23 protein-coding genes are annotated in these 23,247 nt (G+C 43.3%); 15 read left to right on the forward strand and 8 right to left on the reverse strand.

The window, feature by feature from the left end; genetic code table 11:
• Positions 1-101: 101 nt before the first annotated feature.
• The 3 genes from DPF90_RS05780 to DPF90_RS05790 form a co-directional block, all read right to left on the reverse strand.
• Positions 102-1,241 (reverse strand): sugar diacid recognition domain-containing protein, encoded by a 1,140-nt coding sequence (locus DPF90_RS05780; RefSeq protein ID WP_114785378.1) that lies wholly within the window; start codon positions 1,239-1,241, stop codon positions 102-104.
• Positions 1,242-1,360: 119 nt separating this feature from the next.
• Complete coding sequence (locus tag DPF90_RS05785; RefSeq protein WP_114785379.1) at positions 1,361-2,086, reverse strand: type 2 periplasmic-binding domain-containing protein; 726 nt, start codon at positions 2,084-2,086, stop codon at positions 1,361-1,363.
• Between the two features lie 81 nt (positions 2,087-2,167).
• Positions 2,168-2,983: an SDR family NAD(P)-dependent oxidoreductase gene (locus DPF90_RS05790; RefSeq protein ID WP_114785380.1), complete on the reverse strand. Its 816-nt coding sequence runs from the start codon at positions 2,981-2,983 to the stop codon at positions 2,168-2,170.
• Positions 2,984-3,163: 180 nt separating this feature from the next.
• Between DPF90_RS05790 and DPF90_RS05795 the strand changes: the two genes are divergently transcribed.
• Together DPF90_RS05795 and DPF90_RS05800 are read left to right on the forward strand one after the other, a co-directional pair.
• Positions 3,164-3,871 (forward strand): substrate-binding periplasmic protein, encoded by a 708-nt coding sequence (locus DPF90_RS05795; RefSeq protein WP_114785381.1) that lies wholly within the window; start codon positions 3,164-3,166, stop codon positions 3,869-3,871.
• Positions 3,872-3,930: 59 nt separating this feature from the next.
• Positions 3,931-4,326, forward strand: coding sequence for an ACT domain-containing protein (locus tag DPF90_RS05800; RefSeq protein WP_114785382.1), 396 nt, complete (start codon positions 3,931-3,933; stop codon positions 4,324-4,326).
• Here the strand turns inward: DPF90_RS05800 and DPF90_RS05805 are convergent.
• Both DPF90_RS05805 and DPF90_RS05810 read right to left on the reverse strand, forming a co-directional pair.
• The gene (locus tag DPF90_RS05805) at positions 4,320-4,643 is read right to left on the reverse strand and encodes a heavy metal-binding domain-containing protein (RefSeq protein ID WP_114785383.1); all 324 of its coding nucleotides are present in this window, start codon (positions 4,641-4,643) and stop codon (positions 4,320-4,322) included. The two genes, DPF90_RS05800 and DPF90_RS05805, sit on opposite strands and share 7 nt — an antisense overlap.
• Positions 4,644-4,770: 127 nt before the next feature.
• On the reverse strand, positions 4,771-5,667 hold the full coding sequence (locus DPF90_RS05810; protein WP_338062860.1) for a DUF535 family protein: 897 nt from the start codon (positions 5,665-5,667) through the stop codon (positions 4,771-4,773).
• 247 nt (positions 5,668-5,914) lie between these two features.
• On the opposite strand from DPF90_RS05810, the gene DPF90_RS05815 reads away from it, so the two are divergent.
• The 9 genes from DPF90_RS05815 (at position 5,915) to DPF90_RS05855 (ending at position 14,366) form a co-directional block, all read left to right on the forward strand.
• A complete protein-coding gene (locus DPF90_RS05815; protein ID WP_114785385.1) occupies positions 5,915-7,024 on the forward strand; it encodes an ABC transporter substrate-binding protein in 1,110 nt (369 codons plus the stop codon).
• Positions 7,025-7,027: 3 nt separating this feature from the next.
• Positions 7,028-8,104, forward strand: coding sequence for a FecCD family ABC transporter permease (locus DPF90_RS05820; RefSeq protein WP_205395168.1), 1,077 nt, complete (start codon positions 7,028-7,030; stop codon positions 8,102-8,104).
• A complete protein-coding gene (locus tag DPF90_RS05825; protein ID WP_114785386.1) occupies positions 8,101-8,856 on the forward strand; it encodes an ABC transporter ATP-binding protein in 756 nt (251 codons plus the stop codon). The genes DPF90_RS05820 and DPF90_RS05825 overlap by 4 nt, the downstream gene beginning before the upstream one ends.
• A gap of 37 nt (positions 8,857-8,893) precedes the next feature.
• Positions 8,894-9,679 carry a nicotianamine synthase family protein gene (locus DPF90_RS05830; RefSeq protein WP_114785387.1) on the forward strand — a complete coding sequence of 262 codons (786 nt, stop codon included), beginning with the start codon at positions 8,894-8,896 and terminating at the stop codon, positions 9,677-9,679.
• Position 9,680: 1 nt separating this feature from the next.
• The gene (locus DPF90_RS05835; protein ID WP_114785388.1) at positions 9,681-10,958 is read left to right on the forward strand and encodes an opine metallophore biosynthesis dehydrogenase; all 1,278 of its coding nucleotides are present in this window, start codon (positions 9,681-9,683) and stop codon (positions 10,956-10,958) included.
• Positions 10,951-11,838: a DMT family transporter gene (locus tag DPF90_RS05840; protein ID WP_114785389.1), complete on the forward strand. Its 888-nt coding sequence runs from the start codon at positions 10,951-10,953 to the stop codon at positions 11,836-11,838. Before DPF90_RS05835 ends, DPF90_RS05840 begins: the two co-directional genes overlap by 8 nt.
• Before the next feature lie 67 nt (positions 11,839-11,905).
• Positions 11,906-12,628 carry a DUF1007 family protein gene (locus DPF90_RS05845; RefSeq protein WP_420855719.1) on the forward strand — a complete coding sequence of 241 codons (723 nt, stop codon included), beginning with the start codon at positions 11,906-11,908 and terminating at the stop codon, positions 12,626-12,628.
• Positions 12,629-12,697: 69 nt separating this feature from the next.
• Complete coding sequence (locus DPF90_RS05850) at positions 12,698-13,738, forward strand: nickel/cobalt transporter (RefSeq protein WP_114785390.1); 1,041 nt, start codon at positions 12,698-12,700, stop codon at positions 13,736-13,738.
• A 268-nt stretch (positions 13,739-14,006) separates the two neighbouring features.
• Entirely contained in the window at positions 14,007-14,366 is a 360-nt protein-coding gene (locus DPF90_RS05855; RefSeq protein ID WP_114785391.1) for a hypothetical protein, read from the forward strand.
• A gap of 183 nt (positions 14,367-14,549) precedes the next feature.
• Here DPF90_RS05855 and pdxR read toward each other — a convergent pair whose 3' ends face one another.
• Positions 14,550-16,022 carry a MocR-like pyridoxine biosynthesis transcription factor PdxR gene (pdxR, locus tag DPF90_RS05860; protein ID WP_114785392.1) on the reverse strand — a complete coding sequence of 491 codons (1,473 nt, stop codon included), beginning with the start codon at positions 16,020-16,022 and terminating at the stop codon, positions 14,550-14,552.
• Positions 16,023-16,137: 115 nt separating this feature from the next.
• Here pdxR and DPF90_RS05865 point away from each other — a divergent pair, with 115 nt between their 5' ends.
• Complete coding sequence (locus DPF90_RS05865; RefSeq protein ID WP_114785393.1) at positions 16,138-16,914, forward strand: aldolase; 777 nt, start codon at positions 16,138-16,140, stop codon at positions 16,912-16,914.
• A gap of 10 nt (positions 16,915-16,924) precedes the next feature.
• The gene (locus DPF90_RS05870) at positions 16,925-17,845 is read left to right on the forward strand and encodes a dihydrodipicolinate synthase family protein (RefSeq protein WP_114785394.1); all 921 of its coding nucleotides are present in this window, start codon (positions 16,925-16,927) and stop codon (positions 17,843-17,845) included.
• Between the two features lie 258 nt (positions 17,846-18,103).
• On the opposite strand, the gene DPF90_RS05875 is transcribed toward DPF90_RS05870, so the two are convergent.
• A complete protein-coding gene (locus DPF90_RS05875) occupies positions 18,104-19,957 on the reverse strand; it encodes an ABC transporter ATP-binding protein (RefSeq protein WP_114785395.1) in 1,854 nt (617 codons plus the stop codon).
• 300 nt (positions 19,958-20,257) lie between these two features.
• Here DPF90_RS05875 and DPF90_RS05880 point away from each other — a divergent pair, with 300 nt between their 5' ends.
• Both DPF90_RS05880 and DPF90_RS05885 read left to right on the forward strand, forming a co-directional pair.
• Entirely contained in the window at positions 20,258-21,223 is a 966-nt protein-coding gene (locus DPF90_RS05880; protein ID WP_114785396.1) for an arginine deiminase-related protein, read from the forward strand.
• 127 nt (positions 21,224-21,350) lie between these two features.
• Positions 21,351-22,232, forward strand: coding sequence for a LysR substrate-binding domain-containing protein (locus DPF90_RS05885; RefSeq protein WP_114785397.1), 882 nt, complete (start codon positions 21,351-21,353; stop codon positions 22,230-22,232).
• A 16-nt stretch (positions 22,233-22,248) separates the two neighbouring features.
• Here DPF90_RS05885 and DPF90_RS05890 read toward each other — a convergent pair whose 3' ends face one another.
• On the reverse strand, positions 22,249-23,223 hold the full coding sequence (locus DPF90_RS05890) for a TAXI family TRAP transporter solute-binding subunit (protein ID WP_114785398.1): 975 nt from the start codon (positions 23,221-23,223) through the stop codon (positions 22,249-22,251).
• Positions 23,224-23,247: the final 24 nt, after the last annotated feature.

Consider the following 23,247-nt stretch of genomic DNA (forward strand, 5'->3'; position numbering starts at 1 on the left):
CAGACTAAGCGATGAGTGGTAAGAAATCTTTAGGCAAAATGACAATATCGGTACTTGTAAACAAGATATTTTTGTAATTCTGCACAATAAATATGGTTAGCTTATATGCACCTTAAAGCTAAATAAAGTTGAATTTTCTCATCTATATTATTGATTTTAAGTCTAGTTATGTGTTCTATCTTATCTAGTCTGTATCTTAATGTGTTGCGGTGGATATGGAGTTCTGCACAAGTTTGAGTAAGATCGCAATTTTGTGCAAAAAATACGGTCAAAGTTTTTATCAAGGTGCCTCTAGCATCTTCTTGTTTTAATAGATGGATAGGTTGGCTGACTTGTGCTTTACGCCATTCATCTTGCATCAAACCATCAATAAGCACCGATAGTTTATGATCTTGATAAAAAAGGATCGCTTGTTTGCTACTACTACAAGATAAGGTAGCCTTCGCTGTTTCGTAAGAGCGAGACAGACCAACCAAACCGGGAAAATAGTCCCCTATGGCAATTTGAATTGAAAAGTCGGTCTCTTGACTGATTCGTTTGAGCAGGCGTTTGACTCGCTTGTTCTCTTCTATTTTGCTCCATGATTGGTTGACGACAGTGATGGGTTTAAGTACCACAACTTCATTTTGCGAAACTGACACAATACCGACTATGTTATCTCGTTCAGGGTATTCCAGTAGATGGACCAGCTTTTGTAGCTGCTCTAGTGTTAGAGGTTGCCCTTGTTTTGGTATCACCTTGATAGCTGCAGCTACCCTTGGTTGAGACAGATCTAGGTCTAATCGTTCAGCTATGGATAGCAATTGTGTTTCATTTAATGTCGAGCCTTGAATAAGCTGCAATAGAAGTTCTTCTCGATGACGCTTGTTCCACTGAATCTGAGCCATTAAATCTGCTTGCTCGACAATCAACTCAGCGGTCATTTTGACCATTTCTCCTAAGCGGCGCACCTCGTCAGGGTTGCCTGAAATACCGACCACACCAATGACCTTGTCTTGATGTAAAATGGGTAAATTAATGCCTTGTTTTACCCCCATTAAGGTCTTAGCAGTCCCATCACTGATTTCGACAATACGATTATCATGGATTGCCAATAGAGCACCGTCATGGAGTTTGTTCAATCGGCTTGGATCGCTCGACCCAATGATGTGTCCATGTTCATCCATGACGTTAACGGGGTACTGAATGATTTTGGTCGCACGCTCAACAATTTGTTTTGCGATTAAAGAATTTAACTGCATGTTAAAAGAGTCTTTGGCTCTGGTTGATTAATAGAGCTAACATAGCATAACGACCATTAGGATTAATACGACTATGGGTATGGTAAGAAGAGGCAGTGATCCATAATATTTAAAGCTCGTTAATCTAGCCCATACTTTCCCTTCAATTTTTCAACAAATGAAGCATTCTTTTTCAAGAATTCATCAAACTCTTTGACGATTTCTGTATGTTTCACCGTCGATAGAAAGTAATCACCATTGATGTGTGGGAGAGAGGGGTCAAAAGCTATCATTTCATCATCGATCCCAAGTGATCTCATGGTATAGCTGGCGACTGCAACATTAAAATATACACCTTCAACATCGTCCCTATTGAGGAAAATACTGATGAGAGTTTTAATGTTATTGAACTCTTTGACCTTGATTGCTCCTTGGTTCACCTCATTAATGACCGCATAAGGAGTAAAGCCTCTTACTATGCCTAAAGTTTTGAGTTTGGTTTGACCAAGTTTGCCGGCGGAAACCATGATGCCATCGATATAGCTCAATGCAGATTGACTGTATGTTATATCGGTGCCTTGTTTAAAATCGCTTGCCCAGTTTGGGTTGTCAGGAAATTTTAAATCTATTTCATCTTCAACAAGTTCATGAAAAAGACGAACAATGGGTAGCGGCCGATATGTGATGGTGTGATTATATTTTGCTGCAAAATGGTCAAGCAGCTCCCTTGCATAGCCAGCATACTCACCAGACTTAATCGAGGAGATAGGGTGATAATCAATATTTTCCACACCTATTATTAGATTCTTTCCATACGATACTTGACTGAATATCAAAATGAATACGCTGATTATTGATGCCTTCATTGCATAGCCTGTATTATTGCCATCGACAAAATTATCTTCTAGTTAACAGTTTAGGTGATATAGCACCCGTGTGTTTTAAGCTTAGCTCGGCAATGGACTGTGCATCGCTATGACTTTCTCTATGGTTTTTAGCACTTCACTGATCTTGTCATTGTCGAGAGCATCTCTATGCGGAGACGTAAATGCTTCTATATCATTGTCGAAATACTCACCATATGCTTGGGCGAATTCGTCAGAGATAGCCGCTTTGACTAAGATATCCGCACCTTGGCTAATGTCACCACCTGCTACACCATAAGCATCTTTGACCATTTTGCTGCCAAGAAACGATTTTGGATTCACCGCGACGATTAATGGCCCTGAAGTCCTACAGTCTGTACCAACTTTTCTTGACCACATGGTCAGGGCGAGCTTGCTTTGTGCGTAAGCTTCACCATCACTAAGCGGCAGTTTTCCCTCTAGAGCAAGCAAGTTTACAGGTGTTTGTGCGGCAGACGAGAGGTTTATAACGCGACTAGATGGGGTCATTACAGGCTGAAGCCGATGAGTTATGAGGTAAGGAGCGATAGTATTGACCATAAATCGCACATCCAAGCCTTTGTCGGTTATCGTCTGTGAAGTGGAGAAAATACCAGCGTTATTAATGATAACATCCAACTTATCGTAGGTTTGATTTATGGTATTTATCATCTTATAAATGGCCTCAAAGGAGGATAAGTCAGCAACCAATGAATCTATTTTACCTTTACCGATGCTTTTTAACGTGCTTTGCACCGCTGTAACCTTCGATGGATTACGTCCATGGATTATTACATGATGGCCCTGTGTAACCAACTTTTTGGCTGTTTCTAAACCTATCCCATCCGTAGCGCCGGTAACCAATATAATATTTTGCATAACTATTTTATTACGTATTAACCTAGATTTAGCCAATTATAGATCTTGGTGAAAATAGATCATTCGTGTCGTTGAGTTTTTGAGAACGATAGGGCTCATTATAAATGTGAATTAACGAAACATGTACAACTGGGCTTTTTATGCCTATAGAGATTAGAGGGATGATTGATAAGGCTTGGTATGAAACCCATTTTATTCACGCTTTTTATTGCTTTGTTTGCTACTTCTGTAAATGGCAAGCTGATCATTAACACTGAAGAGTACGCACCTCTCAGTTATACAGAGAATGGAGTTTTGAAGGGGATTGCTACTGAGCAGGTTGAAGCAATATTCAGTCTTGCAGACATAGATTATGAAATCCGAGTCTTTCCTTGGGCTAGGTCGTACAACAAAGCGTTAACTGAAGCCAACACCTGTGTATTCACAACATCACACACGCCTGAAAGAAGTAACCTTTTTAAGTGGGTTGAACCTCTGTCTTTAAATATGTCAGTTCTGGTGAAATCGAAACAAAGCAGCGTGAGCGTTCGCACTATTGATGAGGCAATGAAATATCGAATTGGGATTCAAAATGAGGATGTGGCAGGTGCTTATCTGAAAGATAAAGGTTTTATTAGTCTAGATAGTGCGGCCAACGTAGATCAATCGATTCTTAAGCTGCTTGCCGGAAGAGTTGATATGGTGGCTTTAGCTGAGTCCCGTTATCTGGCAATGGTTGATCAGGGTCAACCGATAGAGAAAGTGATTGATATTTTTGCACTTAAGATGGGTCTTGCCTGTAATCGACAAGTGGAGGACGCAACGATAGAGAAACTCCAAAAGGCTTTGGATAAACTTATCCAAGAAGGGATGCAGGACAAAATAAACACCAAATACAAAAATTCCTGACATCTATTGGCATCTAATGTTTTAATCTGCATTTAAAGCCACAATCAAGGAAACGATAGATGTCAGGTATTACGGATCTAGACCAACTGCTTTCTTCAATGCAACCTAAGCTGAGCTATGGTGAGTTTGTCTTTTGCACTGTAGAAGGTGATCTTCAAAACTATACTGAGCTTAAACCCCTCGCAAGTTTTATCGAAGCTGAAGGCTTAACGCTAGTGCTTGAAAAAGACATAGCCGAAAAGTCGGGTATAGACTTTGAAGGTGTTTATCGCCAAATAACATTAACAGTGCATTCGAGCTTAGAAGCGGTTGGCCTGACCGCGGCAGTTTCGACCAAGTTAGCCTCAAAAGGCATCAGCGCAAATGTTATCGCTGCCTATTATCACGACCACATTTTTGTTCCAGCAAGTAAAGCAAATGCTGCCCTTGCGGCATTGATGGAATTTAGTCAGTAGCTGGCTTTAAGCTTTACCGCAGTTCCAAACACCATAAGTTCTGATGCTCCGTCAGTAATCGCACTGGTTGTAAATCGAATCCCGACCACAGCATCTGCATTGAGCTTAGCGGCGTCTTGAACGAGACGCTCAATAGCGATTTCACGCGCTTCAGTTAACATTTCGGTGTAGCCTTTCAGCTCACCACCGACAATGCCTTTAAGTCCGGCCATAATGTCTCGTCCAACGTGTTTGGATTGGACAATATTGCCATTTACAATGCCTAGCACGGTTTCAATCTTTCTGCCCGGAATCGTTTCTGTAGTTGTGTAGATCATCATCCATCTCCTAGAATACCCAAACAAGATACTTTGGTCGCACAAGTTAACAACTTCAATTATTTTTGAAGTTATTTTTCGAAAATGCCTGTTTATATCACTCAATGTTTGATCATTTGGATATAGATCATGCCGCAAGTGATGCCCTAATTTTTTCCTCGTAGAGGTCGAGCATTTCATAGCGTTTGCGATACATTTTTCGCTTTGTCCGGTTTAGATCGTCTAAATCTCGGCGAATACTCTCTATCGGCAGTTTAAATTGATAGGGGCTTTGTTTGATGCCACTCATTTCGCGACAGAATGCGTCATAGTCAAACACCATTTTTTTGCGTTGTCTTCTACTTCTGTAATCAGACGCATTATAGACATGACCTTTGTTGGTGACACAATAGGCGTTCGACAAACCAAAGTGGCGAGCAAACATTATGGTCAGTTCAACAATAAGAGCTTTAGGGCGCATTCCGTGTTGAGCTTTTGTTAACGATTTAATAATATCAGAGCGATCTTCAATGGAGCCTCTGGCACCTTGAATACAGCCGATAAATAAGTCGCCACTCTCAGTGACACAAAACGTGGTGAAATAAATGCTTTGCAGCGCTTTATCGGTAATGGATAAACCCAGAGAGCCTTCTCGCCATTCGCCTGAGCAAAGTCGCACATCATACTCTTCGCCATTGTTTCCTTGAATCGAAAAAAGCTTATACCCCTGCTCGGAATAAGCGTGCTTGCTTTTTTCTCCCAACTGCTTAGACATAAAATTGAGGTGGGCAGAAAGGTTTTTTAAACGAGTTGCCTTATTCCAGTTGAGACACACATAAGGATGCGTGGGTTGATCGTACATCTTGGGCCTGAGGTCAAAAAGGTCTCGAATATGTTGATCTTCCTGCATAGATTGAACGGCTCTCGCTGCGCTTGGCGCAATCATATAGCGAAAGCAGAATCTGCAGTGGTTCCGATACACAGTGAACTTATTTTGTGTACCATTTATTTTTTTGGAAATCTTGTATAACGTTTTAAGCTTCACGGTAACCTCAAAGTGAAAACGAAGTTTTCCCGAGGAATATAATGATAGAAATAACAATTTCTGTATGGGTTTGTCAGAGGCTTACGACAAAGTTATACATAGGCGATAAGTTTGCTTTGTGTCACTAATATGCCCGCGAATGCATTTTGATAATCTATTTGAATGTTATGAACTATAAAACTTGTTTCAAATTATAATGTTATGATATAACATTTCAATCGATGGTAATTTTTGAACAGTATTAAAAATGAAAAAGGCAATATATCAGTGCATTCTGCTCATTACTCTCTTGTTAGGCCTTAACCTACCAGCCTTGGCCAAAATCGAGGTTGAAGATGTGCTGGGTCGGCATATCACTTTGGAAGCGCCTGCTGAGCGCATATTCTTAGGCTTTTACTTCGAAGACTATCTGGCTATTGCAGGTCCAGATGCATACAAGAAAGTGGCTATTTTTCCTCGTCATTCTTGGAAAGACTATCGTCAGTCACAGTGGCAAACGTATCGTGACATCATTCCTGAAATTGAAACCATTACTGATTCTGGATCCATTTACACTGGAACCTTTGATTTCGAGTCGCTCCTCACTACGAAACCAGATGTCGCCTTGCTGGCAGCATGGCAATACGATGCCTTGGGTGACAAGGTCGCTTTGCTTGAAAAAAGCGGAATTAAAGTCGTTGTCGTTGATTTTAATGCACAAACTTTAGAGCGACATTTAAAAAGTGCGAGAGTGATAGGCAAAGTCATGGGAACTGAAGGGCGGGCAGAAGCCATTGCTCAAGACTATGAACAAACCGTTAATGATGTGCAAAGACGAGTGGCTAAGTATCTGAGTCAACATCCACAAAGACGAGTTTATGTGGAAATTGGTACAGGTGGAGCTGCGGAGTATGGTAAGTCTTATGCGAATGCGATGTGGGGAAACTTGCTTAATGTAGCAGGGGCCAACAACATTGCTAATGGTAAAATTGATGGTTCTGCACACCTGACCCCCGAATATGTGCTCAGCCAAGACCCTGAAGTTATCTTCATTTCCGGTGCGCACTGGGCCAAACATAATGGCAGTGCTTTGCTAGGTTTTGGCACCAAAGCAGAAGATGCGCAAGCCACCTATCATCCGTATCTTGAGAGAGCTGGCTGGGAGCACATCACCGCCGTCAAGCAAGGTCATGTATATGGTATGTATCACTCTGGTACTCGGACTATTTATGACCATATATTTCTTGAATTTCTCGCTAAATCTATCTATCCAGAGGCGTTTAAGGACGTGGATCCTATGGCACATCACCGAGCTTTTTTTGAGCAATACATGCCGCAAAAACTCTCTGGAACATTCATGATCAAGGTGGATAGTTAAGTCATGCTAGGAAATGTGCAATCCAGTGCTCATTCTCATGAGATGAATTTAAATCAGGGCGGGGTTTACAGAAAAATCCAGCAAAGGCGATACCGCGCTTTGTTGATTACTTTTATCGCGCTTTGTATTTCTATTTTTTTGGATATTTGTACGGGAGCCTCATGGATAAGCTTAGACAGTGTGGCTGATGCCTTACTTGGCGGCCCACAAGGGAATACGCTGTCGACAACTATAGTGTGGCATTTGCGGCTTCCCGTCACGCTTACCTGTTTAGTGGTAGGTGCTTCGCTGGGGCTGGCGGGAGGTTTAATGCAAACCTTGCTCGCCAATCCGCTGGCAAGCCCCTACACCTTGGGGATTTCTGCTGCTGCTGGCTTTGGTGCCGCTACGGCCTTGCTCACTGGATTTTCTCTCTTTGGTCTTGCTTGGCTTGGAGTGCCTATCGCTGCTTTTATTGCATCAGCAATCGCAAGCCTAGCGATTTATTTTATCGGCCGCTCCCAGAATATGGACGCTAAAATCCTCATTCTAGCTGGGATTGTGGTGCTGTTTTTCTTTCAGGCTTTGCAGTCTTTAGTCCAATACCTAGCATCACCAGAAGTTCTTCAACAAATCGTGTTCTGGCTATTTGGGAGTTTGTTGAAAGCCTCTTGGTTATCGTTTGCAGTGGCTGGTGTGATCCTCATTATTGGTCTGCTGTTTTCTCTTCCCAGAGTATGGGCGTTGACGGCCTTATCTTCAGGAGAGGAACGCGCACAGGCGCTTGGTGTTAATACCCGAAAGCTCAGACTAGAAATGTTTTTACTCTGCTCGCTACTCACTGCTGGCGCTGTGTCTTTTGTTGGTACGATTGGTTTTGTTGGTTTGGTTGCTCCGCATCTTGCTCGCCTTTTAGTCGGTGAAGACCAGCGCCTTTATTTGCCTTTGTCGACATTAATGGGTGCCTTATTGCTTTGTGTATCTTCCTTGGTCGGTAAAGTGATTATTCCTGGCACAATTATTCCAATAGGTATTATCACCTCTTTAGTTGGAGTGCCGTTTCTTCTTTATTTGTTACTTAACCGTCGGGGTGGGCTATGAAGCATCTGTCACTCAAAGATGTTGCGGTTGACATAGGTGGAAAATCAATATTGACACCGATAAACGCGACATTCAAATCTGGTGAGTTCTCAGCCATTATTGGCCCCAATGGCGCAGGGAAAACCACGTTATTAAAGACGATGATGGGATTAATGCCCAGTCAAGGGAGTTTGGGTGCATTTTTAGACGATGGTCAAAGCATTCCACGCAATCGATATGCTTATTTGTGCCAGCTCAATAAGTCTTCGAGCCAACTTACTGTGATTGAAGTGGTGTTGCTGGGCTTGGTTCATTCGTTAACTTGGCGCATTACTCCAGAGCAGGAACAGACCGCTGAATCTATTTTGAGAGAGCTTGGGTTGCTTCATCTTGCCACTCGTACCTTTTCTCATTTAAGCGGTGGTCAGCAGCAATTAGTCTCAATGGCTCAGGCATTAGTTGGTCGTCCATCCGTTTTACTTTTAGACGAGCCGACCAGTGCGTTGGACCTAAAACATCAGGTGCAAGTGCTGGCGCTGGCAAAAGATTACACGCTTGAACATCAATGCATCACCATAGCGGTATTACATGATCTTTCTATGGCTGCACGCTATTGCGACCATTTACTGTTGCTTGATCAAGGTAAAATTCAAAAAGCAGGCTCACCAAGCGATGTACTTGATGAACAGCTGCTTAGCCGAGTGTATCAAGTTGATGTGAATGTTGGTCAGTGTAATAAAGGGCATCTCCACGTAACGCCATATTGCCTTTAGTTCAACAATATAAGAAGAAAATACACAAGGACTACTTATGCCGATGACGCATCGCCATTATGAATTGTTAGTGGCTATCTCGACATTTGAATCTCAGATAGAAAAACTGACCCAATACAGCGTAGAGAGCTGTGACTGCTTTGCATTACTACAAAAAAAGCTTGATGAGCTTTGCGCTTGGATCATGACAGAATCCATACAAGACTTAAGTGATGAGCTTAAACATCATCCTGAACACGATAGACAACTGAAACGCTTGCGTGAAACCTCGATTCGGGCCCTATGTGTGCTAGAAAAGCACCAGTCTAAGTGCGCTAAGTCTCATCAGTTGGATATCACCGATTACTTAAACCAGCTGTCCAACACTGTACACATCGAGCTCGATAGCGCCAGTGTAGCACCTGACTCTAGAGTTTTGTTTATCGGTTCAGGGTCATACCCTTTGTCTGCCTTTACCATAGCAAAGCTGACTGGCGCCGCTGTACACGGCGTTGATATTGATGAGCATGCAGTGAGTATGGCTAACGATCTTGATCATGATGCACTGCCAACCAGCTTTGGCTGTCAGGACCTGCTCACTGAGTTTAATGACTTTAAGCCGACTCATATATTGGTGGCTTCGTTAGTCGAGCATAAATGGGAGATATTGAACCGCCTGAAGCCCTTTCTAACTCCTTCTCATCGTGTGTTGGTACGCTTTGGTAATGGAATTAAGTCTGCATTTAACTATCCCTTTAACCCAGAACTGATGGAAGGTTGGGAAACGCGTCGTCTCGAGAACTTAACGGCCATTTACGATACTGTCATAATGGAGAGAGCCTAATATGACTCATCAAATAGGGCGACTATTAATTGTTGGAGCAGGCCCTGCGGCTATCCAAACCGCGACATTACTTCGACCACACTGCTCACATCTTGGTATGGTCAGCCGTCGATCCACCCATTGGCAGGCTCGTGCTGACAGGTTAACCCATGGGGACTCTGTTCAAGTTGATGCAGCGAAAGAAAACTTGTCTTACTTGGCAAAGTCAGCCTGTATTGACTCTGTATACCAAGATCTGGATCTTGTTGACGGTGATTGGGAGTGCATCGTTATTGCGACTCCCGCGTATGCTTTAGTTTCGGTGTTAAATGGGTTACCCATAGAAAGTCTGACACGAGTGAAGGAAGTCGTCCTGCTTTCATCCTGGTTTGGTGGTCATCAAATCACCCAAGGTTTCTTTGCGCAGCAAGGGATAGCACCCAACGTAGTGGTCTTTTCTAATTACTTTGCAGCAACGAAATTTGAACCCAAAGAACACACGCTGCGAGTGATCACAAAAGCAGTCAAAAAACGTGTTTATGCCCACGTTAGCCATGACGAGCATGGTATATTCTCACTGTTTAAAGAGACGTTATGTTTAGTTGATACTCAAATTCAGATACTGAAATGTGGATTCAGTGTTGAGGGGCGTAATATTACGCTTTACGTTCATTCTGCATTGTTTATTAACCCCTTCTCACTTGATCATATTTTTGCTGAGACGGGGGATAAGAAGTATATGTACAAATTATTCCCTGAAGGGCCGATCACGCCATTTGCAATGCAAACCATGGTGTCCTTATGGCGAGATGTGTCTGTTCTGATTGAAAAACTCGGTGGCGAATCATTTAACTTATTACAGTTTTTAAACGATGATAACTATCCCGTTCATGAACAAAGTTTATCTCGCCATCAAATTGATACCTTTACGGATTGCACGCCAATTGAACAAGAATACCGCCTTTATGTTCGTTATAGCGCGATCTTAATTGATCCTTTCTCTACGCCAGATAAGGATGGACGGTATTTTGATTTCTCGGCGGTACCTTTTGCCAAAGGTGATCTTGAAAAAGCCTACTGGCCCAGAATTCCAAGTGAAGACTTACAAGCATTGTATTGGCTGCAATCCCTGTCGAGTTATTGCGGCATTGATTGTACTTCGATTAATCAAGTGCTGGGTGTTTTTGAGCAATGGTTACTTGAGCGAGGGCTAGAAAACCCATTTAACCAATCCAATCAAGACCAAGCGAGTCATGGTCTCGCATGGCTGCCTTCTGATCTAGGAGTGAATCATGAATAAAGGTGTGGCGCTTGCCATTTTCTCAGCTTTCGTTTTTAGCGTGATGAACGCGTTAATCAAGGCGGCTAGTTTAACAATCCCCAGTGCAGAAATTGTTTTTTTCCGCAGTGCTATTGGCAGTGTATTAGTGCTCGGTTTAATGTGGCAGGCTAAGGTGACTTTCTCGAGCACAGGTGTACCACTTTTGGTGCTAAGAGGTTTATTTGGGGCTTTCTATCTTCTGGCTTTTGTCTATACGATCGCCCATATTCCATTGGCTGATGCAGCCATTTTGGCGTACCTGTCGCCCTTTTTTGTGATTGTCTTATCGCATCTTGTATTAGGGGAGCGTTTACCCGCTAAAGCGAAATTCTTGCTTCCCGTAGTGCTTGCAGGGGTTGGGTTAGTTACTAACCCATTTGATTATCAGTCGTTTAATATTTATGCCCTTGCTGGCGTCGCCAGTGCTTTGTTTGCCGCAGGTGCGTCGATCACAATTCGTCACCTAAGCAAGCGACACCACACCTATGAGATTGTATTTTATTTCTTGATGACCGCTATGTTGGTGTCTGGTTATCTGATGAAAGATGATTTTGTCATGCCTCAGGGAGTGACTTGGCTCTACCTTATCGCTATTGGAGTTGTATCGCTTATCGGACAAATCTTTTTGACCAAGGCGTTTACTCATGAGAATGCTGCGGTAGTTGCTGGTACACGTTACATAGGGTTGGTATTTAATGTGTTGTGGGGCGTTATCTTTTGGCAGGAAATCCCAAGTTGGATGACAGTCTTGGGGGGATGCATGATCGTCGTCGCCTGTATTGCTTTGTCTTGGAAAAAGACTAAGGAGCCGAGTAACACGCCCGCAGATGCGGCTGATAAACCACTTCGTACCAGCTAATGAACATAGAGTAATACCTTGTCAAACAGGGTAAGAATGGGTTGTAGAAAAAGGAGTTGATATGTATATGAGTTTCACCGCTAGGATGAAAAAGTGGACCAAGGTTTTTGGATGGTTATCCATGCATTCAAGGCGAAGGTTCTACAAGCGTTTTATGCTAGGGAGCTTAGCGAGCTTATCGGTATTGAGTACCTCTCTGCCTCTTCAGGCTCATCCTCATTCTTGGGTTAATATGAAAACTCATATCGAAGGTGAAAATGGTGTGGTCAGCGGCCTTAAAATGGAGTGGACGTTTGATTCAATGACGTCAGCCTATTTGCTTGATGGCGAAGATATGTCGCCTGAGAATGTGCAAAGCACTTTAGATAAGCTGGCCAAAACCGTGGTAAAGAATATGCTAAGCCAACACTACTTTACCTACTTTTATGATGGCGAAGAGCCAATCAAATATCACCCGGCCACGGATCAAAAATTTGAGCGCGATAAATCTAAGTTAAAACTCAGTTTCGCGCTACCACTGGCTAAGCCTCAACCGATAACCAGAGATACGCTGCGCTTGCTGGTCTTTGATTCCAGTTATTATGTTGATATGGCTTGGCGTTCTAAATCCGATGTTGTTCTTTCTAAAGGGCTGGCGCAGCAATGCCAATTTGATCTGGTTGAACCTCATCCTACTTCTCAGCAAATGATGTATGCCATGTCGTTACCTGAAGATGCTGACCCAGATAATACCCTTGGTCAGCTATTTACCCAGATGGTCAAAATGCAATGTGCGGTTGTGGCTAGCTAATAGATCTATTGTCTCTTTTCATTTCTCAAGGCGTGACTATTTACGTTAAAAATAATAAGGTTTAGTACGATGAAACTAAGTCGAATCATAAAAACAAGTTGGTTAATTGCGGTTATTTCTTTAATGGTGCTCATTATCGGCGCTTATCAGGTGTGGCTTATTTGGCCTTCTTTAGTCTTGTCGGCCATTGAATGGCAAAGAGAAGTTAATGCTGAGCTGGCAGATTTACTTTATAGCGCGCAAAGCGAGCCATTGGTGTCAGGTGGGTATTTGGTCGGGTTCAGTTTTCTTTATGGAATGCTTCATTCGCTTGGGCCTGGTCATGGTAAGGTGATCGTTTCTACCTATTTAGCCACGCATCCTGCGAAAGTAAGAGCGAGTCTGATGCTGACCATTATTTCAGCCATATGCCAAGCCTTGGTGGCTATCTTATTGGTGAGCGTCTTAATTTGGGGCTTTAATGCGTCAATGCGAGTGGTGAATGAAAAGGCCGCTACCTTTGTCGCGCTTAGCTTTGTTTTGGTTGTGGTGCTTGGCCTTCTGATTTGTTGGAAAGCGAGCAAGCAGATTTACCGAGCTATTCGAGTGCCTAAGCTGAAGGTGAAAACCTTGACGCCAATCACCGCCTCACCAATGATGTCGATGAATGCTTCTAGTTCGTTATTGATGCCCCAGAGTGCTGTGCATACAGCAGAGCACTCACACGATGAATGTGGCTGCGGACATCAGCACGTGGCAGGCGCTGCTGAAATTAATCAGGCATCGACCTTAAGAGAATACGTTGGGATTGTTGCAAGCATAGGGATTAGACCATGTACCGGTGCTATCATGGCGCTGTTGTTTGCCAATATGGTAGGCACCTATTGGTTGGGTGTGATGAGTGCACTTGCCATGGCTGGTGGAACTGCCCTGACAACCTCAATTATTGCCATCTTAACCTTGACCAGTAAGAAAATAGTTAAACGTTACCTTGCTGCAACCAGCAGTGACAAGACGGCGCCATGGCAGCTTGCTGGTTATTATGTGCAGCTTTTTGGAGGCTTACTGCTAATCGCCATCGGCTTATTATTAGTCAGCAGCCAAGATACAGGTATGTCACAGGTGTTCTAAAAAGCGAAGCATTAAAGCATTAAAGCAATAAAGAACCAAATCTACCTTGAATTATCGCCCCCAATTGGGGGCGATTGTCGTTAAGGGTCAAATAACCTGCTCTATCAGAAAGTAATGACACCTTGGTATGTTTTTATGTGATGATAGAATGAATAACATGACATATTTACTTGAATTTTTAGCGGTCAATGGTAGGTTTTTCCAAAGTCTGGCATGACGAAAAGTCAGGCTGACTGTTATTAAGAATGTTAATTTTCAAGGAGAGAAATTGGACGAGTTACTAAAGTATGTTTCCCTTATTACTCTGTGTGGAGCGTCAATTTCGTTTGTAATCGGTTTGGTTAAGTGGATCGATCAGCGTAATCGAGAGCAGCAGCAAAAGCACTATGAAGCATTTCATCAAATGGTACTATTAGCCTCTGGAGTTGATGGAAGTGGTCAGGAAATAAAAATGGTCCAGCAAGTTGCAGCTATATATCAACTTCAAAGCTATAAAGATTTTTCTTTTGCGTCTGTACCCGTTTTAGAACTTATGTTGTTTGAATATGGAAATCAAAGCGACCCACGCTCAGACCATATGATAAAAGCAATTAAGTCCACCATTCATGCGTTGAAACAACACAAATAAGGTGTTCAAGTGGGAGCATGTGTTTGATGCTACGGGTAGCTCTTATGAAAAATCATGTGATGTAGCAAATAAAAGAGCCTCTAAGACGCTCTGATAACCGAACATAACAGCCTGCTTACGAACTATTTCCAACGTAATAAGATGTACCTTGCCATACATCTTGCACTTCTTTTTTCATCGCCTTCACATTAGTTGTGCAGCGAATTGCTCTAAAGCAATGGTAATTTCACCTTCTGTCAGTGCACCAAAGCCAAATCGTATGTGTGCTGGTGATATTGCTTCTGCATTGGTAAACAGTTTGCTGCCTGATAAAACGGGTAAGTTTGATAAAAGATCCTCAGTCTTATTATCACCAAAGGCTGTCAGTAGCCTTGAAATATCAACCCAAAGTGCCAACCCACCTTGCGGTAGGTGAAACGACACCTTATCGCTGAAAATGCGCTGCAATTCACTTGCGGCATGATCTCGACGAGCTTGGTATATTTTACGAACTTTACGAATGTGTTTTTTGACATCGCCTGATTGCATCAGGTCCGCGACTGCGAGCTCAGTTACTGTATTGCCCTGTCTATCAATCAGAGTCACCTCCTCAGCAACACGATTAATAAATGTTGGACTCGACACCAAGTATCCAAGCCTTAACCCAGGGGCGAACACTTTAGATAAAGAGCCGATATGAATAACGTTTTCACTATTTGGAAGAGAGGCTAGCGGTGAAATAGGGCGACTATCATAGTGAAACTCGTGATCATAATCGTCTTCCAATACCGTAAACCCATGGCGTTTGGATAGCTGCAAGAGTTTAAGGCGCCTATCCATGGATAAACTGACGGTTGTTGGATATTGGTGATGTGGCGTTGTATAAACGCCTACCACTTGATAAGACGATAAAATCTTTTCCAAGTCTTCAATGTCCAGACCTTGCTCATCTTGCCGACAGCGAATGATGTTAAATCCATTTGATTCAAATGCAGCCACTGCCGGTGAGTAAGAAAGACATTCAACCACCATGACACCTTTTTCAGGGTCCATAACCTTTGATGAGAGATAAATTGCCATTTGGCTGCCACGGACAACGCAAATCTGGTCTGTGGTGACATTCATAAACCTGTCCATATTGAGCATACGTTGGAGAGACTGACGCAAAGCATCCGTGCCCCTAGGATCACCATAACCCAAATAAGACTGTCTGCTCGTTTGTACTATTGCTCGGCGAAAAGCACGTGACAGTAGTTCATATGGAATCAATCTGGTATCAGGTACTCCGTCATTGATAGAGCGGGTCTCTATCACATTATGGGGTAAACGCAGCTTCGACTCGAACGAGTTTTCAGTGGAACAAGTTTTTTGTGCATGACTTACTAACTCTTGGTTTTCACACGACAAAGACAGCTCGGGCAGTATATCTGCCACATAGGTTCCACGACGTGGTTTGGAAACCAGCCATCCTTGAGACTCCAGCTCCTCATAGACTTGCTGAACCGTTTTACGGTTGATTTGCAACTGAAGCGCTAAGGTTCTAGATCCTGGCATCATGTGACCAGAAGCCAAACGCCCAGAGCAAATGTCTTCTGCGATCTGATTGCTCAAGCTTGTGTGAATGGACTCCCCGCTTTTGCGTGAAAGCCGAAATTTAGTTTGCCAAGGACGTAACAAATACACCTCCACCTGGACCAGTAAGGAAATGAAATCTGGCTGTTATTTGGGGTCCAGAAAGCCAATATTATGAGAGTCAAGTTTAGGAGACGCAATAGCCTTGGGAGGTAAGATAATGAAAACTGAAACATTCAGTAAAGAGACTCTAATGGAAATGGCCAAGAGCAGCATGAATGCCACTATTCCTGATCTCAATTTAACCGATCGGCAGAAGCTTGCATTAACTTGCCGGATTTTATTTACTAAGGGGCATGATTCAGGGTTAGCCGGGCAAATCACCTGTCGTTCAGATAAACCAGACACCTTCATTACCCAGAGGTTTGGTTTAGGATTTGATGAAATCACCGCCGATAATCTTCTTGAAGTAGACCAAGATCTGGAACCTCTAGATCAGCAAGGTATGGCCAATCCAGCTAATCGCTTTCATACATGGGTATACAAAGAACACCCCGAAGTGAATTGCATCATTCATACTCACCCGACCTATGTTGCTGCTCTCTCCATGCTTAGAGTTCCGTTAACCATATCTCATATGGATACCTGTGGCTTGTACAATGATTGTGCCTTCCTTGGTGATTGGCCTGGTGTTCCTGTCGGTAATGAAGAAGGTGTCCTTATTTCGAACGCGCTGGGAAACAACCGAGCCATTTTGCTCTCTCATCATGGCCAGTTGGTGACCGGAAAAACCATTGAAGAAGCGTGTAACCTCGCCATTTTGATTGAACGAGCAGCAAAGCTGCAATTGCTCGCGATGGCAGCTGGACAGATCCAACCAATTCCCCCAGCACTCGCCAATGAAGCTCATGATTGGGTATCGACGGATAAACGAAACAAAGTGAATTTTGCTTACTACGTAAGGCAAGTACTGAAAACCCATCCCGACTGCATATAAGGACAATAACGTGAAACTATCTGGTATTATTTCTTATCCAATTACCCCATTCAGCGCCGATGAACGTAGCATCAATTTTGATGTACTTGGTGAAACGCTGGAGCTTCTTCTTCAAAATGGCAGCGACGCTATCGCGCCACTGGGTAGCACTGGAGAAAGTGCTTATTTAAGCTTAGAAGAATGGCGACAAGTTGCTGACTTTACGGTGAAATCTGTCGCAGGCCGAGTGCCAGTAATTGTAGGTATTTCTGAATTAACCACCCTACAGGCGATCAGCAAAGCAAGATATGCGCAGTCTATCGGCGCTGATGCTGTGATGATCATTCCTGTTTCATACTGGAAGTTGACGGAAAAAGAAATTTTCAATTATTACAAAGAGATATCTGACTCTATCAGTCTTCCTATTATGGTATACAATAATCCGGCAACCAGCGGCATTGATATATCCCCTGAATTGCTGGTTCAGATGTTTAATGAAATAGACAATGTCACCATGGTGAAAGAGAGCAGCGGAGATATTCAGCGGATGCACAAGTTGTATGCCCTGAGCTATGGCAAGCTACCTTTCTTTAATGGTAGTAACCCTCTGGCCCTTGAAGCCCTTTGTGCAGGTGCATCTGGCTGGTGTACCGCAGCCCCCAACCTGATTGGTAAAAAGCCCAAAGCACTTTACCAAAGTGTTGCTGCAGGTCAGCTTGATGAGGCAAGAGAGATATTTTATCAGCAGCTTCCCATGTTGAACTTTATTGTCTCCGGTGGAATACCTAAAGCCATAAAAGCAGGATTGGTGCTAAGAGGCATTGCTGCTGGCTTGCCCCGCCGCCCTTTGAGAGGAGCTACGGTCGAAGAAATCACCTTGTTGCAATCTCTTCTGGATAGCCAAAGTCAGGGTGTTGAAGAGGCTTTAATCTCATCTAATCAGACGATTTAGGGCAGGGTACCCACTGTAAACCTCCAAAGTTAAGCTCATCTAGTCTTACTAGACTGGACCAAATGAGCTTAATTTGTAATCAATAGATAGGGTTAAGTGTTGACCTTATAGTTGAGGTCTTGTACTTCGTCGACCTTACCTAAACCAACATTAAAAATTCCGCCAATCTACTTAAATTCACCTGAAAATCAATGGCGACGACTGGTGTCCAGTTTGTCGCCATTATTTTACTTGATTAATAGAATTTACAGCCCATGATTAAGCGATTTTTGCGTCTGCTGCCTCTTCGCCGATAAAACCACCGGTTTGATGCGCCCAGAGCTGAGCGTAAATGCCTTCATTTTGGATTAGCTCACTGTGTGTGCCTTGTTCGACGACTTGTCCTTGATCGAGAACGATTAGGCGATCCATGGCAGCAATGGTGGATAACCTATGCGCGATCGCGATAACGGTTTTACCTTGCATCAACTCATTTAGGCTTTCTTGAATCGCTGCTTCTACTTCTGAATCGAGCGCTGATGTGGCCTCATCGAGGATAAGAATAGGAGCATCTTTGAGTAATACTCGGGAAATCGCAATACGTTGCCTTTGTCCGCCCGACAGTTTGACTCCGCGCTCTCCAACCTGAGCGTCGTAACCATTGTTGCTAAATGGGTCGTTAAGCGTTTCTATAAACTCATGGGCGTGAGCTTGCTTGGTGGCTTTGAGCAGATCCTCTTCCGTCGCATCTGGATTACCATACAGAATGTTGTCACGAATTGAGCGATGAAGCAGAGAGGTGTCTTGAGTCACCATACCTATGTTACTGCGCAGTGAATCTTGGGTAACATCAGAGATTATTTGATCGTCGATTTTAATACAGCCACTCTCTACATCGTGAAAGCGCAGCAGCAAGTTAACTAAGGTCGACTTACCGGCACCTGAGCGGCCAACTAGCCCAACTTTTTCGCCCGGTTTTATCTTGAGGTTGAGATCGCTGATCACGCCTTTGTTTTCATCTCCATAATGAAAACTAACGTTATCGAATTCAATCGATCCTTGATTGACCTCTAGTGGCTTAGCTTGCTCTTTATCTTTGATATCAATGGGTTTAGAGAGTGTTTTCATCCCGTCAACTACAGTACCCATGTTTTCAAACAAAGCACCGACTTCCCACATGATCCACATCGACATGCCGTTAATACGTAGCGCCAGCGCAATAGCAATCGCGATGGCTCCAATGCTGATTGAGCTATCCATCCAAAGTACAATTGAAAGGGAGGCAACAGAAAAGACCAACAAATAGTTAGATATTTCTACCGCGACATCAAATCCTGTTACTAATCTCATTTGACGATACACAGTATCGAGGAATCCTTGCATGCCTTTTTCTGCGTATTCGGTTTCGCGTTTACTGTGAGAGAAGAGTTTAACGGTTGCAATATTGGTGTAGCTGTCAACAATGCGACCTGTCATGGTTGAGCGCGCATCGGCTTGCTCTGAGGCTACGCCTTTGAGTTTAGGTACAAAATGGATTTGGATACCGATATAACATGCCAGCCAGACCAACATTGGGATCATCAAACGCCAATCGGCCTGAGCTAACAAGACAACGATCGCGGTAAAGTAAACCGAGACATAAACGAACACATTCATTGACTTCATGACGGTCTCACGAACGGCAAGCGATGTTTGCATTACTTTGGTTGCAACGCGTCCGGCAAAATCATCCTGATAGAAGTTGAGACTTTGCTTGAGCAGGTAACGGTGAGCAAGCCAGCGAATCGACATTGGGTAATTGCCGAGCAGAGTTTGATGAATAACAAGAGAATAAGCGGTCACTAAAATAGGCATGATAATGAGTATGAGGCCGCCATATAGCATGAGCTCAGTTTTATTGTCTTGCCAAAACGTATCAGGGCTGCTGTGCGTTAACCAATCAACCAAGCTACCCATGGCGCCAAAAAGGGAGACTTCTGCAATGGCGATGATCATAGCCATTAGAGACATGATGATCAGCGGGCGCTCAAAGCCTCGGGTATAATAGCGGCAAAATGCCCAAATCCCATAGGGTGGCTGCGTAGGTTCTTCGTTAGGAAAGGGTTTTGTGAAGCCTTCGAATTTTTTAAACATAACTAGCCTTCAAATACACGACGTTGAAAAGCCATCGATACCAATAGCGTATTGTATCAATGGTATACTGTTACTATTTGAAATGTAACCACCGAACAACTTTTTGTTATCGGAATGTTTGCATAATATCCATCAGAAAATCTTTAGCTCCGCACTTTTCAGTAAACTTTATGGTATTTGATGAAATTTTCAGGAATATTTCTGGTTCTATAACATAAAGTGGAGTAATTTCAGTGATTGTTATTTTAACAATATGTCTACAATTCTCCCAAGTGAGTGAGAAACAATGAGTCTATTGCAATGTTAAAACAACAACCAAAACAACAAAAAGCCGTTTCTACAGTGCAAAACGCCAATTGTGTGGTAATGGTTCCGCCTAAAGAGTTTGCATTCAATGCCGAAACTGCACTTGATAATGAGTTCCAGCATCAAGTCAGTCAAACAACAGAACAAGTACGTGAACTGGCTATGCAAGAGTTTCGCGTAATGGCCGATCAGCTTCGCGGTGCTGGCGTCCAGGTGATTGAATTTGACTATCCGTTAGGACAAATAGAAACGCCTGACGCGGTATTCCCAAACAACTGGTTTAGCACGACCTCTGACGGCGCTATGTACACTTTTCCTATGGCGTGTAAAAACCGCCAGCAAGAAGTGAGACCGGACGCTTTATGTACCGCTCTAGAAAATTCTGGTCGTAAAGTGAAGTCTCAGGACTCTTTAGTGGGCTATCTAGCTCAGGATGCCCATTTAGAGAGCACGGGCGTAATGGTTATTGATCATCTCAACAAAACCATTTATGCGGCGCTCTCACAGCGCTGCGATCGTGAAGTGTTAGAAGATTACGCTGAGCGTATTGGCTATGAGCGAGTCGTCTCTTTCCAAACTGCACTTCCATCAGGAAAGCCGATTTATCACACCAATGTAATGATGGCTATTGGTGAGCACTTCTGCGTGATTTGCGATGAAGTGATTCCTGAGTTTGAACGTCGATTTGTGATCAAATCACTGGCCAAAGATAAGCAAGTCATTTCAATCAGCCTTGAGCAGATGAATCAATTTTGCGGCAATATTTTAGAATTGGAAACCGATTCTGGCGATAAAGTCATTGCCATGTCTCAGTCCGCTTATGATGCTTTTTCGCCTGCGCAGTGTGCTCAATTGTCTAGCCACGCTAAATTGATGCCATTTAATGTGCAGACAATAGAATCTATTGGTGGTGGTAGTGTGCGTTGCATGTTGGGTGAGGTTTTTCTTCCCAAGTGCTGATCCACTCTAATACATAATATCTCATGGCTTGGAGAGGCATTGCGCCTCTCTAGTGTTTTGTTTCTTTACATGGTTTGGCTTGGCTTTTATTCTCTTGATATAAATTCGATCAGAAACCGTATTTTCCATGCTTAAAAGCAGTGAAATCCCTACGATTAAATCCCTTCGCTCTTTTGTCTCTGTTGCTCATCATCAGAGCTTTTCTAAAGCGGCTAAAGAGCTTTATGTCACTCAAGGTGCGGTCAGCAAACAAATTACCTTGTTGGAAAATATGTTGGGTCAAGCGCTATTTGAAAGGCAGATTAACGGTATTGTGTTGACGCCTGCTGGAAAACAATACCTACCAAAAATAATGCAAGCGTTAGAGATTATCCAACATGCGTCGGCGAGCTTGATTCAAAGCGATACCACTCAAGAACAATTAACCATTGATGTGCCTCCATCGTTTGCCAGCTTATGGTTAATTGATAAGGTTGAAGAATTTCGTCAAATCGCACCTGAGCTACAAGTGAAGATCCGAACGCGAGAAGATACTGAGCTCAAACTCGCTGGTGAAGCGGATATTGTGCTGCGTTGTTTGCCGTTATCTAAGCACTATGAGCACAGCGAACTGATAAGGCACGAAACCTTGCTGTTGGTTGGTGATGTAAAGACCACTTGTACTGACGTCGAGTCTGTATTGTCCGAGCATTCTCTGATCCCTCAAACCACTCGCCCACAGCTTTGGGAACTATTCAAAAGCCAATATCAATGCTTGGATGTGTCCAATTATTGTCAGGTAGGTTTTGAACACTTCTATTTATCACTTGAAGCAGTTAAAAGAGGTCGGGGGCTGGCGTTAATTCCAGATTTTATGCTGACTAAAGAGTTGGAAAAGGGAGAGTTGGTGAACCCGCTTGGTCTATCGATGAAAAGTGGCTATGGGTACTATATGAGTGTGCCTAGCTACCGACTGGCATCGAGAAAAGTTCAATTATTTCATCAATGGCTAGTCGAGCAGCTGGCTTAAAAATCCTAAGATAGGTTTATTGAATAAGTCCCGCTTCTTTATAGTATTTAAGAGCGCCAGGGTGAAGCGGGGCGGTTAAGCCGCTTTTTACCATTTCTTCTTTTTTAAGGTGAGCAAAGGCTGGGTGCAGTTTTTTGAAGTTATTAAAATTTTCAAACACTGACTTCACGATGTGATAAATCACCTCTTCTGATACAGCAGTCGATGAGACAAACGTGGCACCTACGCCGAAAGTGTTTACATCATCCGGGTTACCTTTGTAGGTATTTCCTTTCACAACTGCTGAGCGGTAATAACTTGCTTCGGAAAGCAATTGCTTCACTACAGGACCTTCAACGCCAATGATCCTGCTTTCGCATCCTGTGGTCGCTTCTTGAATAGCGGCACTAGGGTGACCTACTACGTAGATCATCGCATCGATTTTGTCATCGCATAAAGCTTTGGATAATTCGGACGCTTTAAGTTCAGCAGCAAGCTTAAAATCATCTCTAACCCAGCCGTACCTCTCCATTAGCACATCCATAGTGCCACGTTGACCTGAACCAGGGCTACCAATGTTGACTCGCTTTCCTTTTAAGTCTTCAAAGGTTTTAATTCCTGAGTCTTTGCGTGCCACCACGGTAAAGGGTTCGGGATGGACAGAAAAAACCGAGCGAAGTTCTTTAAATGGCCCAGCATCTGCAAACTTACTAGTACCGTTATAGCTATGATATTGCCAGTCAGACTGGACAACGCCCAAATCAAGTTCTCCCGCACGTATGGTATTGACATTATAGATAGAGCCTCCGGTAGAGATTACTGAACATCGAATACCATGGATCGCTTTGGTTTTATTGACGAGTCTGCAAATGGCACCACCAGTAGGATAATACACACCCGTTACACCACCTGTACCAATAGTGACATAGTTATCTTTTGCTAATACAGAAAAAGGGCTGGTGAAAAGAATGAGGGTAACAAGTGCTGAGAAGATGCCTTTAAGTGATGCCATAGTCATTCCTTTTGTCGCATGGTC

This window comes from Vibrio tetraodonis, assembly GCF_003350295.1.
In the GTDB taxonomy this organism is placed as follows: domain Bacteria; phylum Pseudomonadota; class Gammaproteobacteria; order Enterobacterales; family Vibrionaceae; genus Vibrio; species Vibrio tetraodonis.